The 17,031-nt window shown below is 68.6% G+C and carries 17 protein-coding genes; 16 read left to right on the forward strand and 1 reads right to left on the reverse strand.

Features of this window, described 5'->3' with window-relative positions:
• Positions 1-40: 40 nt before the first annotated feature.
• Positions 41-1,288 carry a helix-turn-helix domain-containing protein gene (locus tag ACIA8D_RS26540; protein ID WP_399236005.1) on the reverse strand — a complete coding sequence of 416 codons (1,248 nt, stop codon included), beginning with the start codon at positions 1,286-1,288 and terminating at the stop codon, positions 41-43.
• Between the two features lie 248 nt (positions 1,289-1,536).
• Between ACIA8D_RS26540 and ACIA8D_RS26545 the strand changes: the two genes are divergently transcribed.
• From ACIA8D_RS26545 to ACIA8D_RS26620, 16 genes are all read left to right on the forward strand, one after another.
• Positions 1,537-1,938, forward strand: a complete 402-nt coding sequence (locus ACIA8D_RS26545) for an ATP-binding protein (protein ID WP_399236114.1) — start codon at positions 1,537-1,539, stop codon at positions 1,936-1,938.
• Between the two features lie 314 nt (positions 1,939-2,252).
• The gene (locus ACIA8D_RS26550; RefSeq protein WP_399236007.1) at positions 2,253-2,513 is read left to right on the forward strand and encodes a hypothetical protein; all 261 of its coding nucleotides are present in this window, start codon (positions 2,253-2,255) and stop codon (positions 2,511-2,513) included.
• Positions 2,514-3,007: 494 nt separating this feature from the next.
• Positions 3,008-3,703, forward strand: coding sequence for an HAD family hydrolase (locus ACIA8D_RS26555; protein ID WP_399236009.1), 696 nt, complete (start codon positions 3,008-3,010; stop codon positions 3,701-3,703).
• Complete coding sequence (locus tag ACIA8D_RS26560) at positions 3,700-5,547, forward strand: hypothetical protein (protein WP_399236011.1); 1,848 nt, start codon at positions 3,700-3,702, stop codon at positions 5,545-5,547. The genes ACIA8D_RS26555 and ACIA8D_RS26560 overlap by 4 nt, the downstream gene beginning before the upstream one ends.
• A complete protein-coding gene (locus tag ACIA8D_RS26565) occupies positions 5,544-6,494 on the forward strand; it encodes a thymidylate synthase (protein WP_399236013.1) in 951 nt (316 codons plus the stop codon). The genes ACIA8D_RS26560 and ACIA8D_RS26565 overlap by 4 nt, the downstream gene beginning before the upstream one ends.
• A gap of 8 nt (positions 6,495-6,502) precedes the next feature.
• The gene (locus ACIA8D_RS26570) at positions 6,503-8,221 is read left to right on the forward strand and encodes a carbamoyltransferase (RefSeq protein ID WP_399236015.1); all 1,719 of its coding nucleotides are present in this window, start codon (positions 6,503-6,505) and stop codon (positions 8,219-8,221) included.
• Entirely contained in the window at positions 8,218-9,270 is a 1,053-nt protein-coding gene (locus ACIA8D_RS26575) for a hypothetical protein (RefSeq protein ID WP_399236018.1), read from the forward strand. The genes ACIA8D_RS26570 and ACIA8D_RS26575 overlap by 4 nt, the downstream gene beginning before the upstream one ends.
• Before the next feature lie 96 nt (positions 9,271-9,366).
• Positions 9,367-9,876 (forward strand): topology modulation protein, encoded by a 510-nt coding sequence (locus ACIA8D_RS26580; RefSeq protein ID WP_399236020.1) that lies wholly within the window; start codon positions 9,367-9,369, stop codon positions 9,874-9,876.
• A gap of 31 nt (positions 9,877-9,907) precedes the next feature.
• Entirely contained in the window at positions 9,908-10,759 is an 852-nt protein-coding gene (locus ACIA8D_RS26585; protein WP_399236022.1) for a class I SAM-dependent methyltransferase, read from the forward strand.
• The gene (locus ACIA8D_RS26590) at positions 10,756-11,517 is read left to right on the forward strand and encodes a phosphotransferase (protein ID WP_399236023.1); all 762 of its coding nucleotides are present in this window, start codon (positions 10,756-10,758) and stop codon (positions 11,515-11,517) included. The genes ACIA8D_RS26585 and ACIA8D_RS26590 overlap by 4 nt, the downstream gene beginning before the upstream one ends.
• Positions 11,514-12,170: a histidine phosphatase family protein gene (locus tag ACIA8D_RS26595; protein ID WP_399236025.1), complete on the forward strand. Its 657-nt coding sequence runs from the start codon at positions 11,514-11,516 to the stop codon at positions 12,168-12,170. The genes ACIA8D_RS26590 and ACIA8D_RS26595 overlap by 4 nt, the downstream gene beginning before the upstream one ends.
• Positions 12,171-12,193: 23 nt before the next feature.
• On the forward strand, positions 12,194-13,003 hold the full coding sequence (locus ACIA8D_RS26600; protein ID WP_399236027.1) for a phosphotransferase: 810 nt from the start codon (positions 12,194-12,196) through the stop codon (positions 13,001-13,003).
• Between the two features lie 33 nt (positions 13,004-13,036).
• A complete protein-coding gene (locus ACIA8D_RS26605) occupies positions 13,037-14,035 on the forward strand; it encodes an NAD-dependent epimerase/dehydratase family protein (protein WP_399236029.1) in 999 nt (332 codons plus the stop codon).
• Positions 14,036-14,066: 31 nt separating this feature from the next.
• Positions 14,067-15,188 (forward strand): adenosylhomocysteinase, encoded by a 1,122-nt coding sequence (locus ACIA8D_RS26610; RefSeq protein WP_399236031.1) that lies wholly within the window; start codon positions 14,067-14,069, stop codon positions 15,186-15,188.
• Complete coding sequence (locus tag ACIA8D_RS26615) at positions 15,185-15,745, forward strand: NUDIX hydrolase (protein WP_399236033.1); 561 nt, start codon at positions 15,185-15,187, stop codon at positions 15,743-15,745. Before ACIA8D_RS26610 ends, ACIA8D_RS26615 begins: the two co-directional genes overlap by 4 nt.
• 34 nt (positions 15,746-15,779) lie before the next feature.
• Complete coding sequence (locus ACIA8D_RS26620; protein ID WP_399236036.1) at positions 15,780-16,646, forward strand: 3-deoxy-manno-octulosonate cytidylyltransferase; 867 nt, start codon at positions 15,780-15,782, stop codon at positions 16,644-16,646.
• The last annotated feature ends 385 nt before the right edge of the window (positions 16,647-17,031 follow it).

The raw sequence follows: 17,031 nt of genomic DNA on the forward strand, positions 1-17,031 counted from the left end.
TCAGGGCCTTGCTTTTGCCGAGCCCGCAGGCTGGGACGGTTCACGACGCCGCGAACGTCAGCAGGTGGCCGGCCAGATCGTGCTCCGTGTCAGGAAGCCCGGTAGCGATCGCCCGCGCCCGCTGACGGCCCATGGTGTTGGGCTTCGATTCCGCTGCCGCTGCGAACTGTTGCGCGACGTAGGCCCCGCGGTCCACGTCGCCGCCGCGCAGAAGTGCCGACGCCAGGTCCCCGAGGACGACCACTCCGGACTCGGGTAGTTCCCCGCCGAGGCGCTCGACTGCGGAGTCGGCGGTGGCCGTCAGCTCCTGCCGCTTGAGTTCGCCGTAGACAGAGAGCGACAAGGAGTCCATTCGGTACGGCGTCACGAAGCGGACCCACGCCTGCTCAGTCGTATGGTCGGCGAAGTCATAAGCGAACTTCGCCTGTTCCAGCGCTCGGAGAGCGCCGACGTCATCGCCTGACTGAGCGGCTTCCTCCGCGTACCGGCCCAGGGCCCACGCTGCGGCGGTTGCGTTGCCACGCCCGCGCACGTCCTGAGCTGCCTGCGACAGCATCTCCAGCGCCTTCTCAGGGCTGGGGGCGCCGTAGCTTGCGTAGCCCAGTGCCAGGGCACGCAGAGGCGGGTGTCCGGCCTTTTTCGCGCACTGCGAGGTCACTCCGTAATAGGAGGCGGCCTTGTCGTGCTCACCGAGATCCCAGGCAACCCATCCGGCAAGAGCTGCGGTCTCTCCTGCCGCGATGGTCAGCGCTCGCTCATGGGTTCCAGCGCGGGGGAGTGCGGCGGTGATCGCGTCCAAGTGCGCCTCGACCCGAGTCTGCAGGCTGAGTGCGCTCTCGCTCAACTCGTCCACGTGCAACCGGGCAGCGTGATCGATGAGTACGCCTGCCGACTCAGGGTCGATCTTGGAGCCCTTGTTGAGTGCATAGGCCAGCCGACCCCAGGGCTCAGCAGCCGCAGCAGCACCGACAATGGTGCCTCCGAGGAACGTTCGGCGCTTCACGTCTTCCAACTCCTCCGCTTCGGCCTGGTGCTTCTCTCGCCTCCTGGCACGGGCGGCTTTTGCCTCGCGCAGCAGTGGCTCCAGCGGGACGCCGCAGGCCAAAGCGATGTTCCCCAGGGTGTGGTCCGTTGGGACGTTGGCACCCTTCTCGTACCGGTTGACCTCTCGGCGGGTCATCGTTGCCCGGCCGGAAGCGGCGTTGATCGCATCGGCCTGCTCGTCCTGCGTCCGATTGGCGTTACGCCGCAGGTGAAGGAGTAGTTCGCCAAATGGATCCACTGCCATGAGTCTGACCTCTATCGGTGGGGGATCTCCAATCCTCTCCTCAACTCCCCCTTGTTTTTCCCCCCTTGACAAAGATTTCCCCCCTCCTGCTTCCCCTGTTCCGGATGACGAAGCCACGGTGCGATGGGCGCATGACCACGCACTCGACAGCAACGCCACCCCGCCCCGGGGGTGATAGCAGTGGTGCCCGGGTCTTCGGCGCCGCACCCACTGGGTGTCCGCTGACGTCTCGCGTCTTCGAGATGGCCATGGAACCAGTGGGCGTTTACGTCCCCCGGGCGCGACGAACCACCGCCGCCGTGCTGAGGCAGTGGTCGTTACCGGACGCTCTGGTGGAAGACGCTCGGCTCGTCGTCTCGGAGTTGGTGTCCAACGCGATCACCCACGGCTCTGGTGATGTCCGACTGCGACTAAGGCACGACAACCACGAGCTCCGGATTCTGGTCACCGACGACAGCACCGCGCCGGCCAGGCGACGACGTGCGGGGGCCGAAGATCTCAATGGTCGGGGGCTGCACCTGGTCGCCTGTTTGTCGCTTCGGTGGGGCGTCGCGGACGGCGGCCGAACAACCTACGCGGTCATCCCCGCGCTCAGGGAGGCACCCCCATGTCGCCGCACGGCGCAGCCAAGCTCGGACCCGACGTGTTGAGCCCCGTTGTCCTCGGCCGAGGTCGGGAGAAGCCGGTCGGCGGGACGCCGGTTGCCAGCACGGACCGTCCGAGGTGGCCCTGTACCCCATTCCCCGCGAAGCTCCAGTCTCGGGCTGGCCAACTCCGAGCACTCCGACGGCACTTCTTCGGGCGGGTCGCCGACGCGCGGGCTCTCGGGAAGGGCGATCAGCCGCTGCGCGTGCTGGCGTACAGCTTGGTTCCCAGTCCGGAGGCGCGACCCGATGAGGACTGGGGCACGCTACAGGCTGAGGCCGAGCAGCACGGTTACGTGATCGGCGCTCGGCTACACGACGTGGCTGTCCCCGTGACCACGACGTATCTCCCCGCTTCTCATGCGAGCCGGGGCATCTACACGCCCCCGTGGCAGCGCCCGGGTTGGCGGGAAGCCGTGCGGCAGCTCCGGGACGGCTTGGCGGAGGGCGTGATCGTCCTCGACCGGCACAACATCAGCTCCGATGACGACGAGTACCACTTCGTGATCATGCACCTGGGCGAGCACTGCCAGGCGTTTCTCCACCTCGTGATCTCCGAGGAGCCCACCGCGCCGACTTGAAGGCGTCCACTGCGCTGGATGGACAGGAAGGGCTGGGGCTGGAGGCAGATCAGCGCCCAGGTCCTGCTCATCACCACAGTGAGCGCCGCGCTCGCCATCACCTTCAAATACACCTGATCGGGGGCTGACCATGTCTGTTGAGAGAGGCACTGATGGGGCGCCGCGCCTCCTGCCGCACCGCGAGCAGGGCGAAGCGCTCCTCGCCATCCGGGAGGCCGCCCCGAAGGCGCCCAGCGAAGTGGGAATCGACCTCTTCGCCGTGCCCGCCGGCGAGGTGCAGGGGAGTGGGTTCGACCTCTCTCGCTTCCACCGGCTTTCTCACCTGCCGACCATGCCGAACGGAGCGGTCGGGTCTTCGACCGACGGACCGCCGGACGCAGCCTGACATCTCTCAAGCGAACGCGACGGCGAACGCTCCTGCCCCGAAGCCGTCGCTCCTGACCCTCGCCGGTCGCCTTGCACCACCCTGTCCGGCCCCTGACGAGAGGAAGATCATGACCGTTTCCGCTCACGAATCGCCACCCGCTCCGGCCGCGCCGAGCGGCCACACGTCGCGCGCTCTTCTCCTCGACCTCGACGGCGTGCTGCTCGACACGCGTCCGGTGATGCGGAAGGCGTGGCGGAAGGTCCAAGAGACCCATGGCGTCGCGCTCCCGTTCCACGACTATGAGCGCCATCTGGGCCGCGAGTTCGGCGACATCATGCGGCGACTCGGCGTGACCGACGCCGAGGCAGTCCGCCGGACGTACGAATCGGAGTCCATGGCCACCGCGCACCTCGCGCAGGAATTCACCGGCATCGTCGAGATGCTCCACGCCTTCGTGGCCGCCGACTGGCGGCTGGGTGTGGTGACGTCCAAGCACGTCGACCGTGCGGCTCCCCTCCTCGCGCGCCTCGGGTGTCCCTTCGCGACCATCCGCACGCCTGCGGGGGCAGGCCGGACGAAGCCAGCCCCGGATCCGCTCCTCCTGGCCTTGGTCGATCTGGGAGTTGATCCCGCCGCTGCCGTCTACGTGGGGGACATGGCGGTCGACCAGGAGTCCGCCGCGCGCGCCGGGGTCGCCTACATACACGCTGGATGGGGTTACGGGAAGCCGACGGCTCCCGCCCCCGAGACGGCCGCTTCGCCCATGGAACTGCTGCACCATCTCCTCCCCGCCAAGCAGCTCGTCGAGGGGAGAAGGGTGTGAGTCCCCGAACGACTGGTGGCCTGGGCCTGGTCCGTTCCTCCTTAGCCGGCAAGCCGGCATGGGCTCTCGTCGAAAGCGGGGTCCTGGCGCACGCGCGAACTGACCACGTCCACACCGCAGAACTGGAAAAGAAGGCCGTCGACAAGCAGGTACTGCGCGCCGGCGTTGAAGGCGCCATGGCTGCCCTCGACCGCTACGGCGCATCGCTGGCCTCCACCCCGGGCGGAGCCGGCTGGCTCCACGTCCAGCACGTTCCTGTGCGGCGCTTCGTTGCCGAGATCGTGCGCAAGCTCTTGGCCTTGAACGCCTGGGCACCGTTCGCCTCGGCTCCAGGACCCCTGTCCTTGGCCCCGTACGAGGGACTCGTGGGGCTGCGTTCGAGCAGTTCGCGTGAGTACCTGGCCTACACCGTGACCTGGTCCGGCGTCGCTTACCTTCTCGGGGCTGCGGCACCGTACAATCCGACCCGCTCCGCGCAGCTCCGCAATCGCGCCCGGACAAGGACGGCGAACGCGGAGCCGAGTCCGCTCCCCTTGAATCTGAGGCGACAGGACGTTCTGGCGCTGTCGTGGACCTCCCGCCACGCTGCCACGCTGATCCCGGTTCTCATCGAACTGGCGCGCGATGGACACAAGGGTCTCCTGCTCGATCTCGCCACCGATGCCGCGGAGCGGTGCAGTGCGGGATCGGTCACGGGCATTGAGCTGCGCTCGGCTCCGAGCGACCTCTTCACCCTCTCCGGCACCGCCGAGGGTCTCCACCGGCCCGATGACGAGCACGCCGTCCACATCGGGGGCCATAACGTTCAACTGGCGAGGCTCGTACGGCTCTTGTCCGTGTTGCTCGAAACCAGCGGGGGCTGCACCCAGCCGTCGTGGCGGACCGTGGTGAGGGCGGAGAGTTGGCTCGACGACATGCTGTCGACAACCCGGCCGCACACCGTCCTCCTGAGCAACGACACCAGCCCCCTCGGCGTGCTGGCCGCGCACGCCGCCGAGCGACACGGCGCGAACTCGGTACACGTCCAGCACGGGGCGTGGACAGCGGAATCTGCTGCCTGGCCGGCCCTGCACAGCCGCGACATCATCGTCATGGGCGACCGGGACCTCGCTCTGGGCCGAGCGTGGGCGCGCCACCCCGACGCCGAGGTACACGTACTGGGACAGCCCCGTTTCGACGTACTCGCCAGCCTGGGCCGCCTGGCACAGCGGCGGTACCTGGAGAAGCTGCTGGCTCGGGAGGAGCGCCGCGCGCCTGCCCGAATCGCAGTGTGGGCCTGCCAGTCCTTCAGCCCCGGTCATCTCAAGTCCCATGCGGACCTCCTCCTGGACGGGCTCGCCAAGGCGGACGGCGACTGGGGTCTCGTCATCGCTCCACACCCGGCGCAGGGAGCCGACGCCTTCGCCGCTCTGGTGAAGCGGGACGGCGGGCCGCCCGTTGCTGTGGTCGACCCCCGGATCGGAGCACGAGGTTGCCTCGCAGGCGCTGACGCCCTGGCGAGTGCGTACTCGACGTGCGGCATCGAAGCCGTGCTGCTCGGCGTCCCGGTCCTCGAGATCGGTCCACCGGGCGAACGCACGCTAGACCTGGCCGGTCACGGACTCGCGATCCGGTGCGACGGCACAGGTGATGTCGCCGAAGCGCTCTCCGGCCTACGCGAGGCACGTACGCCGATCCCGCAGGGGACCCTGGACGCGGTGTGCCGGTGGCGCGGGGACAGCGCCGCTCGGGTCGCACGACTCATCACCGATCGCGCCGCATCCGCCCCAAGGGTCGGCGACTCCACCCACCAAGACGCGGGCGCCTCTGCATGGCCCCAGGACGAAGGAGTATCCGTCCGATGACACACCTCACCGCCGACAGCATCGCCGAGCTGTTCTCCGGCGCCGTCACGTTGGCCAAAGCCGGCGAGAAGGTCAGCCCCCGGGGCATGTCCACCCGCGAAGTCCGCGACGTGCACTTGCTGCTCACTCAGCCGCGTGCCCGCCTGCTCTACGCCCCGCCGGCCCGCATCGTGAATCCGGCCTTCGCCGTCGCCGAGACGGTCTGGCACCTGTCCGGATCCGACGCCCCGTGGATCTTCGACTACAACAACCGGCTGCGGCAGTTCGCCGACGATGGTGTCCTCCTGGGGGCGTACGGACCCAGAATGCGGAACTGGGCCGGTAAGGTCGATCAGCTGGCCCGCGTCGTGGAGATCCTCCAGGCCGACCCCGACTCCCGGCGAGCCCTGATCCAGCTTTACGACCCGGCCCAAGATGCCGCTGGGCACAAGGACGTGCCCTGCACCCTCGGGTTCCGGTTCCATCTGCGCGCCGGCCGTCTGCACATGGCGACCACGATGCGCGGCCAGGATGTATGGATCGGCATGCCGTACGACGTGTTCTTCTACACCGTGCTGCACGAGCTGGTCGCCGGGTGGCTCGATGCGGAGCCCGGTGAATTCCACCTGCACATCGGCTCGCTGCACCTCTACGACGAACACGTCGAGCAGGCCGACGCGCTGACCTCGCTCTCGGCGAGTCCGATCATGCCCGACCTGCGAACGCCCTGGACGGGCTTCGCCGGACTGCTCGACCAGGTCGAGGCCCGCGACGTGACCGGCCACCCCGGCTGGGACGCGATGGCCGAGACGCTGCGCAGCTACCGGCTGTGGAAGGACGGCAAGCACGAAGAGGCATGGCTGGCGGCCGACACGATCGACGGCCCCCTCGGCCAGGCGCTCACCACCTGGTACGGAGAACTGAAGTGCCGCTCGGCCAAGCGCGCCGCGATGGCAGGGGCGAGGTGACCGCCGCCATGAAGCGCACACCTTCCGTCGTCCTCGGCCTGTGCTCATACACCCACGACTCGTCGGCCGCCCTACTCGTGGACGGTGAACTCGTCGGCTTCGTCGAGGAAGAGCGTCTCTCCGAGCAGAAGCACACCAAGCTCTACCCGGCCCGCGCCGTGAGATGGCTTCTCGACCAGGCCAAGCTGAGCGCCGCCGACGTGGACGCCCTCGCCTACAACTTCCAGCCCGCCCGCTACCTCGCGGAGTCGGCCGCCGCCCTGCGCATGGCGCTTTCACCGATGACGCGCGACCGGAGCCTGGCCCGCGCCCATGGGTTCGCCAAGGTCGCCCTGCGTACCCAGCGGCGGCTGCGTGTGCTCGGCAGTCAGTTCCCCTCGGCTCGCGTCACACCGGTTCTGCACCACCGCGCCCACCAGCTCACGGCCTTCGCTGCCTCCGGCTGGGAGGAAGCCGCCGTGCTCGTGGTCGACAGTCTCGGCGAGCGGCAGACCACCACCATGGCTCAGGGCCACGGAGTTCAGCACCCCCGCGTGCGGACCTTGGAAGCGATCAACGACCCGGCCTCCCTCGGGTACGTGTACGGCGCTGTCACCGAGCACCTGGGCTGGAGGCGGGGCGACGAGGAAGGCACCGTCATGGCGCTGGCCGCCCTCGGTGACCCCGCCCGCTTCCGCCACCTGTTCACCGGGGCTGTCCGCACGACGGCCACGGGTTTCCGCATCGACCCCGGCTACTTCCCGAGGCGCACCCTCACGTCGGGATACCCGAGAACATCCCGCCGGTTCGTCGCCGAGACCTGCCCCGAGCGGCACCCGAGCGAACCGCTCACCGATGTCCACCGAGACCTGGCAGCTGCGCTTCAGGAGCGGACCGAGCAGGTGATGGTCCACCTCGCCCGCCGCGCCCGGGTGCTCACCGGCTCGCGCCGTCTGTGTCTGGGAGGCGGTGTCGCCACGAACTGCGTGAGCATCGGGAAGATCATCGAGGCCGGCGTCTTCGACGAGGTGTTCGTCCCGCCGGCACCGGGGGACGCCGGAACCGCGATCGGGGCAGCCCTCGCCGTGCACGTCGATCGGCGCAGCCCTCGCCCGGTCGGTGGCATCGCCCGCAGCTGCTACCTCGGCCCTTCCTACGAGGACCATCCCCTCGACTTGACCCCCTGGCCCGGCCTCCGGCAGAAGACCCTGGGCATCGAGACCGCGGGGTTCCTCGCCGATCAGCTGGCACACGGCACGATGGCCGGACTGTTCCAGGGAGCCGTCGAAGCCGGGCCGCGCGCCCTCGGCAACCGCTCGATCCTCGCCTCCCCGCTGGAGCCTGGCGTCGTGGAGAGGCTCAACGCCACTGTTAAGTTCCGCGAACCGTTCCGGCCTTTCGCCCCCATGGTCCCGGCCGAGCGCGCCGCCGAGTTCTTCACTCTTGGCCAGGCAGCGCCATACATGTCCATGGCCTCCGGAGTGACAGACCTGACGCGCGAGCGCGTGCCGGCCATCGTGCACGCCAACGGCACCTCCCGCCTGCAGACCGTCACCCGGTCGCAGAACCCGTTCATGCACGCGGTGCTGACAGCCTTCGGCCGCCGGACCGGCGTGCCTGTGCTGATCAACACCTCCCTCAACGTCAAGGGCAAGCCGATCTGTGGGACACCCGAGATGGCCCTGGACTGCCTGGCCCATTCCGGCCTCGACGCACTGCTCCTCGAAGGGCGGTGGATCACCAAGTGAAGATCGGATACAGCTTCTGGGGCTTCCTCGGCAACGGTGTCACCGACACACCGGACGGAGGCCGTAGTCACCGCCGCCCCTTCATCGACACCCTCCTCGCCCGCGGTCACGAGGTCGTCTTCCTGCAGGCCGACCGCGACCGCCTCGAAGCCGGCGACGACCTCGGTGACACGTACACCTTCGACAACGGCCTCCCCGGCATCGACGCCCTGTTCCTGGAGTGGCGCTGGGCGATCCCCGGCCGCAACACCACCATGTGCGGAAGCGAGGGACACACCTGCGACCTCCATCGGCAGGCCCAGCTCATCAACCACTACACGGTTCGGCACCAGGTGCCCACCGTGATCTGGGACAAGGACCGCACCCTGCGGGCCGAGAGTGTGTGGCGCCGCACGGCCCACACCCGCGTCTGCGAGGCCGCGCTCGCGCCGACCCCCGGCGCGCACTCGCTGCTCTTCCCCGTCGCCGAGGACATCCTTTCCCAGGCCGATCCCCTCACTCTCGCGGCACGGCCTCGGGATCTGGCGCTCGGATACGTGGGTAACCAGTACGACCGGGACGAGCCCTTCGACCGCTTCTTCGCCCCGGCCGCCGCCCGCGTCGAGCACCTGGTCGCCGGGAAGTGGACGAAGACCGGCCGCTGGCCACACGTCCGCTTCGTGGGCCGGATCCCGTTCGAGGCCGCCGTCGGCGTCTATGGCCGGTCCCTGGCCACGGTGCTCATGCTGCCCGAGCGGTACGCCGTCGTCGGGCAGATGACCCAGCGCATCTTCGAGGCCGTGCTCGCCGGGTGCCTGCCGCTGGTCCCGGCGGACACCCGCTTCGTCGGCCGGTTCGTCCCGAGGCAGCTGGTCGTGCGTTCCGGCAGCGACGTGATCGAACGCCTCTCCTACCTCCGCGAGATCGCCGGCACCGAGCAGCATGCCGCCCTGATCGCCGCGTGTGTGGATCGCCTCAGCCTGTTCGGCCTGAACAAGCAGGTCAATACCGTGGAGTCCGTCCTGCACGGACTCATCGGAACCAACGCGACCGAGCGGGGAGCTGCCTGATGCAGACCGCTCGATCGACCAAGGCGCCCGGATCATCCGGTCGTACCCCGGCGGATGGGCCCGCCGGACACCCGAACCTCTCTACGCTGGAGCACCATGAAGAAGGTCGCCATCGTCGGCTGCGGAGGCAGCGGCAAATCCCACGTGGCCCGCGAGCTGGGCACGATCCTCGACGCCCCGGTGACGCACCTGGACGCCGCGTTCTACGACGACGAGTGGAACGCGTTGCCCATGGACAAGTTCACCGACGTGCAGCGCGAGCTGGTCGCGCAGCCGCGGTGGGTGATCGACGGCAACTACAACTCGACGCTGCAGGTACGGCTCGAAGCTTGCGACACGGTGGTCCTGATGGACGTGTCGACCGTGGCGGCGCTGTACGGGATCTTCTCCCGGCAGATCCGGCATGGTGCCGGGCACAAGGGCAACGGGGTGCACAACCGCATCCACTGGGGCGTGATCAAGTACGTCGCCACGTACCGGCGCAAGATGCGGCCGCGCGTGATGGCGAAGATCGAGGAGTTCGGCTCCCGCGCCGATGTGGTGCTGCTGGCCAACCGGCGCCAGACGCGGCGCTGGTTGAAGAAGGTGGCCGCCGAGCAGTCCTGAACGGCCAGCGCCCCTGGTCAGGGGGTGCGGCATGAACGAGCCCAACCCGTTCCTGGATCCCGCCCGGCAGCGAGAGCTGTACGGCCATGCCTCGCGGCTGGCCGGGCGGACCAGCGCCCTGATGCGTGCCAAGATCGCTGGTCGCCCCGTGCCCGAGACGATCGTCCGCCTGGTGCAGACCCACCACGGGCAGCCGGATCGGGTCCGCGTCGTGCTCGACATCGGCTGCGGTCGCGGCACGAGCAGCCTCGTCATCGCCGAGCAGCTAAGGTCGCAGCGCGTCATCGGCCTGGACGCCGCCCCCTCCCTGCTCGCCCAAGCCCGCGAGCGCGCCAAGGACCTGCCCGACAGCACGGCGGGCTTCGTCGAAGGCGACTTCCACGACCTCCCCCTGTCCGATGCGTCGAGCGACGTCGTCGTCGCAGCCTTCTGTCTCTACCACTCGCCACACCCCGAGGACGTCGTCGCGCAGATCGCCAGGGTCCTCGCCCCCGGAGGTCTGGCTGTGCTCGTCACCAAGGGCCTCGACAGCTACCAGGAGATGGACCAACTGGTGGCCTCCGCCGGCCTCGATCCGCGTGCTGCCCAGCACGAGAGCCTCTACGCCGCAGCCCACAGCGGCAACCTCGCCGCCCTGGCCGCCTCCTCGCTCGACGTGATCGCCGTTCTGGACGAGGAGCACGTCTTCACCTTCGACGGCCACGACCACACGGCTCAGTACCTGGCCACCAACCCCAAGTACGACCTCGCGCCGGGCCTGTACGGCAACCCCGGGGCCCTGGCGGCGACCCTGCACGAGTTCCTTCCCGACCAGCCGCTGACCACCCGGTCCCGCATCACCTTCGTCGTCGCCCAGCCGAAGGAAGGACGAGGGCCAGCATGAGCCTGACCCCGTTCACCAAGCACTACGCGAATCCGGAGAGCGCGGCGGGGGCGGTACGCCACTACCGGTGGATCACTGAGCACGCAAAGCCGCTCCGGCAGCCGGCGCTCCTCACCGTCGGACCGGACACCCTGACGTTCGAACGGATCGAGGGCCGCTCCGTACGCCCCGAGGACCTCCCGCGTGTGGCGGAACTGCTGGGCCACGCTCACGGTGCCGCCTGGGCCAGCGACCTGCGGTCCGCGTCGTTGGACACCCCGCACCACTTCCAGGACGGCACGATGTTCGACGACCACCTCGGCCCCCGGAAGCTCGCCCTACGACGACGCCACGAGCGGGGGTACCTGCCGAACAAGGCGGCCCTGCACGCCATGTTGGGCCTGCTGGAAGCGACCGCTCAAGGACCTTGCGCCTTCTACAAGGACAGCAACCCGCGGAACTTCATCATCACTAGCACGCAGGACATCGTCGCCGTCGACACCGACGACCTGTCTCTCGCCCCGATGGGCTATGACCTCGCCAAGCTCATCGCAACGCTCCACCTGACCTACGGACCGCTCACGGACGGGGCCGTCGCCAACGCCCTGATCGCGTACAACGCGGCTGCCCGACGCCACGGCGCCCGGCTGGGTACGACGGACCGAGGCCGACTCGACGGCTTCCTGGCCCTGCACGCCGTGCTCACCGCCCCGTACGTCGGCCGCAACGGCTACCACTACAGCCTGCCCCTCCGCTTCAGCCACCGAGGAATCTCGTGATCACCACCGAACTCGTCTTCGTCCGGCACGGTCAGGCCCAGTGCAACGCCGATGGCCTCGTCGGGGGCCCGCGCACCTGCACCGGCCTGACCAACCTCGGGTACGCCCAAGCCGAACAGGCCGCACGCCGCCTGGCCACCGAACACCTGAAGAGGCCCTTCGACGTGGTCTACACCGGCCCTCGGATCCGCCTCGTCCAGACCGGCGAGATCATCGCCCAGACGCTCCAGATCCCCGTGCATCACGACGACCGTCTCGACGGCCCGGTCCACGGCGATGCCGACGGCAAACCCTGGGACGCGGTGAAGACGGCCGCCAACGGAGGACCGCACGCACATCCCGACACGCCCTGGGCCGCCGGCTCGGACACCTGGAACGTGTTCCTGAAGCGCGCCAGCAGGAACCTGAGCCAGCTCATCGAGGAGAACTACGGCAAGCGCGTCATCTTCGCGGCCCACGGCGAGACGGTGATCACCGCACACACCTTGCTGCTCGGCATTCCGATCGGCTCGCCGGCCGGATTCACCCACAACCACGCGTCCATCACCCGCTGGCAGCACCACCGCAACCGCCTGGGCCAGACGCGCTGGATGCTCGACCGGCACAACGACACCGAGCACCTCAGTCTCCTCACGCCGGACCCGACCCCGTGATCGCGACCTCGGGGGACCCTCGGGTGCGACTGGCACACCACTGCCTCGGCACCGTCGAGATCGCACCGGACCCCCTGCTCCCGCCCCGGGGCATGCGTCTGGTGGCCGACGGCGGACGTCACTTCATCGCCAAGCAACACGCGCAGCGGGACCGGTACGCCGGGGAACTCCGCGCCTACGAAGCATGGGGCACCCATCTGACCGGCCACGCGCCGAAGCTAGTCGGCCGGGACGACGCCACCCTCACCCTGCTGCTCACCGCGCTCGCAGGAGATCGGGCGGACAGCGCGGCCCCAGACTCAGCCCAGGAGGAACTGGCCCACCGCGAGGCCGGCCATGTGCTCGGCAAGCTCCATCGGGCCACCCCCATGCCCCAGGGCGGTGCTGTCGGCGCAGCGCTTGTTGCGCGCTTCCGGTCCTGGATCGCCCGCGCCGTCCACGCCGACTTGATCGACGCGACCGAGGAGAACCTGCTGGAGCACCACGCGGCGATCCTGGGCACCAGTCAGATGGACAGTGCCGTCTGCCATCTCGACTACCAGCCGCGTAATTGGCTGCTGGGCGACACCTTCGGCATCTGCGACTTCGAGCACATGCGACGCGACGCCCGCGTCCGCGACTTCGCCCGGCTCGAGTTCCGACACTGGCAAGCCGCACCCCACCTCCGCGCCGCCTTCTTCGAAGGTTACGGGCGTCCGCCGAACGACGCCGAACGACGGCTCCTGGAGTCTTTCGGAGCCATCGAGGTGGCCACGGCCCTGGTCAAGGGCCACCAGGAGAACGATCCCGCCCTCAGCGCGCACGGCAGAACCGTCCTGTCCCGGCTGATCTGACCTTCCCTTTCGACGACACCTCTGGAGAACCCCGTGCCGCAGCACGAGCAGCCCGTGACCAGCTCTGCCCCCCGACGGGCAGTGGTGACCGGCTCCGCCGGATTCATCGGCTCCCACGTCGCACACGCCCTCGTTCAGTCCGGGACCACCGTGATCGGCGTAGACCGCCGTGACGCGGCCACCGACCCGACGGCCGTCGCCAACTTGGCTGCTCTGCGAGGGCGCCCGGGATACCACCACGTCACGGCCGACCTCCTCCACTGCGCGATCGACCCTCTCCTGATCGACGCGGACGTGGTGTTCCACCTCGCCGGCATCCCCGGCGTACGGCCCTCCTGGGGACCGAAGTTCAGCGACTACCTCGCGTCCAACGTGCTGGCCACCCACCGTGTTCTCGAAGCCTCCACCCGCATCGGCACCCCCAGACTGGTCGTCGCCTCTTCATCCAGCGTCTACGGTCCGACCGACGGCGGTGCGAGTCTCGAAACCGACCGCCCGAGGCCCGCCTCCCCGTACGCCGTAACCAAGTTGGCCGAGGAGCAGCTCTGCCTTGCCTATGCCGAGCGCCCCGTCGCCCCCAGCGTTGTCGCCCTGCGGTACTTCACTGTCTACGGCCCCCGGCAGCGCGCCGACATGTTCATCCATCGCGCCCTGCACGCCGCCCTGACCGGACAGCCTCTGCGTCTGTACGGAGACGGCCACCAGCGCCGCGACTTCACCTACATCGACGACGTGGTCGCGGCGACGATCGCCGCCGCCGTCGTGCCGAACGCTCACGGCGCAGTCAACGTCGGTGGCGGATCGAACGCATCGCTGCTGGACGTGATCAACATCGCCACCAGCCTCACTGGTCGCGACATCCAGCTCCACCAGGACCATGCGCGCAACGGCGATGTCCTCCTCACCCGCGCCGACCCCGGCCGTGCCGGAGAAGCCCTCGGTTGGCAGCCGCGAGTCGACCTCCACAGCGGGCTGCGCGCTCACTTGCAGGCCCTGGCTGCCCAGGTCCCGGACTACAGCCGGGCCGCGTAGCCCCACGCCTCGGAGCCCGAGAGGAGTGCTCATGGAAACCCACGAGCGAGCCCGGCTGGACGCCTTCTTCCGGCAGATCACCGTGCAGTTTCCCGCCGGCGAGACAATCACGACGGTGGTCATCACGCACCTGCTCCCGGAAAGACCAGCGTTCCTGCGTGCCATGACTGCGCTGTCCACTGTCGGCGCCGTGCTCCCCAAACCCAGGTCGATCCACCAGCCGACCCTCGACACCGTCCGCCGCACCCTGCCGGTACACGAGCTGACCCGGGAGCGGTTCACCGACGAGACGCTGGCCTTGGACTACCTGGAGGAGACGGCCGGCGGCCAGGACGTCGTCCTGGTGGATATCGGCGGGTACTTCGCGGCCAGCCTCGACACCCTCGTAAGCAAGTTCTCCGGCCGCATCCTCGGCGTCGTCGAGGACACCGAGAACGGACACCAGCGGTACGCGACCCTCGATGCCCTGCCGTGCCCGGTTGTGTCCGTCGCCCGCTCGCCGCTCAAGGACTGCGAGGATCACCTCGTCGGCCGGTCCATCGTGTTCTCCACCGATGCCCTCGTCCGCGCCCGCGGGGACATCCTCACTAGCCGCAGCGCCTGCGTCATCGGCTTCGGCAAGATCGGCCGAGCCATCGCCCAGACCCTGCGCGCCCAGGACCTGCGCGTCACTGTGTACGACAGCGATCCCGTCAAGCGGGTACAGGCGCACTCCCTCGGCTTCCGCACCAGCGCATCCACCGTCGAGGCCGTCCACGACGCAGAACTCGTCCTGTGTGCCACCGGCAATCTCGCCCTTCGGCACGAGGATTTCGCCGCCCTGAGGAACGGCGCGTACCTCGGATCGGTGACCTCTTCCGAGGACGAACTCGAACTCCGCAGCCTCCACGACCTCTACGAACGCCAGCCTGTCGGGCCCCAGTTGACGCGATACGAGGTCACTGGCCACTACTTCTACGTTCTCGCCGACGGGGGTGCCGTCAACTTCGTGCATGGCGCCGCCGTCGGCACCTACATCCACCTCGTACAGGCCGAGATACTTGCTGCCACCGCCGCACTCAGCCACGCGCGCTTCCAGCCCGGACTGCACGAGATGCCGGCGGCCGACCGCGACACCATCGCCAGAACCTGGCTCCGTCACTTCGAAAGGTGACCTCGTTGCCTCCCTCCACCGACCACGTCCGCGCCGTCACGGAGGCGTACCTCGCCCGCCACCCAGACGAACGCGACTCCCTGGCCCTGCTGTTCGCCGCGCTCGCCGACGCGGACGCGCCCACCAGCCGAAAGACCTTCCCCGCCCACGTGACCTGCAGCGCCATCCTCATCAACGGTGAAGGTCACGTGCTGCACATCGCACACAAGGCGTCCGGGAAGCTGCTGGCGCCAGGCGGGCACAACGAACCGGCTGACCAGCACCTGCGCGACGCCGCCCTGCGCGAACTGCATGAGGAAGCCGGCATCCCGCCCAGCGCTGTCGTCCCCCTCGCCGGATACGAGGACATCCCCCTCGACATCGACGTGCACGCGATCGATGCGAACCCGTCTAAGGACGAGCCGGCCCACCACCACGTGGACTTCCGCTGGGCCTTCAACCTCGGTGTGGAACACGCGGTGACGCTTCAGGAGGAGGAGGTCGACGGCTACCAATGGCGGCCGTTCGCGACGACCGCCTCACCGACCGTCCGCGCCAAGCTCGCCCAGCTCACCTGAAGTGTCACTCGTACTCGACCACCAGGAGGAAGCCGTGGCCGCCACCACAGCCCAGCCGACCGGCGCCAAACCGCGCCGGCACATCGCCGTCATACCCTGCCGCTGGGGTGCTTCCCGCTTCCCCGGCAAACCACTGGCCCTTCTCGGCGACAAGCCGCTGCTCTGGCATGTTCACCAACGCTGCCTGGAGGCCAAACGCCTCGACGGAGCCATCGTCGCGACGGACGACGAACGCATCGAAGCGGTCTGCCGCGAACTGGGCATCGACTGCATCCGTACCGGGGAGCACGTCACCGGCACCGACCGTGTCGCGGAGGTCGCCGAACGCCTGCCGGCCGAGGGGTACATCAACGTCCAGGGCGACGAGCCGTTCATCTCGCCGACCGCCATCGACGACGTCTCCGAGGCTCTGGAGTGCACGCCGCCGGGCACCTTCGCCGTGAACGCCTATACCGAGTTGGCTGACGTCGGCGCCGTTCTCGACCACAACGTCGTCAAGGTCGTCGTCACAGCCCGCAGCGCGGCCCTGATGTTCTCGCGTCAGCCCATCCCTTATCCCAAAGGCGACCGCCCGAAGTACCTGCGCCAGCTGGGCCTCTACGGCTTTACTGGCCTGGCCCTCCAACGCTTCCGCCAACTCCAGCAGGGGCCCTTGGAGCGCGCCGAGGGAGTGGAGATGCTGCGCTTCATCGAACACGGTCACGCCGTACACATGGTCCCTGTCCTGGACGACGGTGTAGCGGTGGACACCCCGGAGGACCTGGCGCGAGCTGAGCGCTTCCTCGTTCAGCACATCGGACCGGCCCGTACGCGTGGGACCGCTGTGCCGGGATCTGCCTACTCACCCGCCAACGCGGCCCACCCGCCAAGCGCAGCGGAGCTACCGAACGGTTGGCGTTAGACCGCCCGTTCGCGTCCTCGTGCTTTCAACTAGCAGAAAAAGGCGGTGTTTTACCGGAGGCTGGTAAATTCAAGATCAAGAGTGACGGCGACCCCGCCTTTTGATCTTGAATTACGTCCATGTTCAGTCGCGCTTGGGTGACCTTTGCAACACGTCTTTCTAGCGTGATCGCTTATTCCCCCTTGTACTCTTAGATGTAGACAGCACGTGCCGGTCGACAACCGTGCGTGACGAACACCGGCTCCAGGCTGCTCGCGCCTCACGTACGCGTTTGGATATGGGGCTGGCAGCGAGCATGAATGGAGCGACTATGCCGTGGCGTAGGGACCCTTCACGGCGCTCCCTGGTCAGGGAATGTGAGCGGAAGCTCGCGGATCTCCCTATA

The sequence above is a fragment of the Streptomyces sp. NPDC051684 genome (assembly GCF_044453445.1).
Taxonomy (GTDB): Bacteria; Actinomycetota; Actinomycetes; order Streptomycetales; family Streptomycetaceae; genus Streptomyces.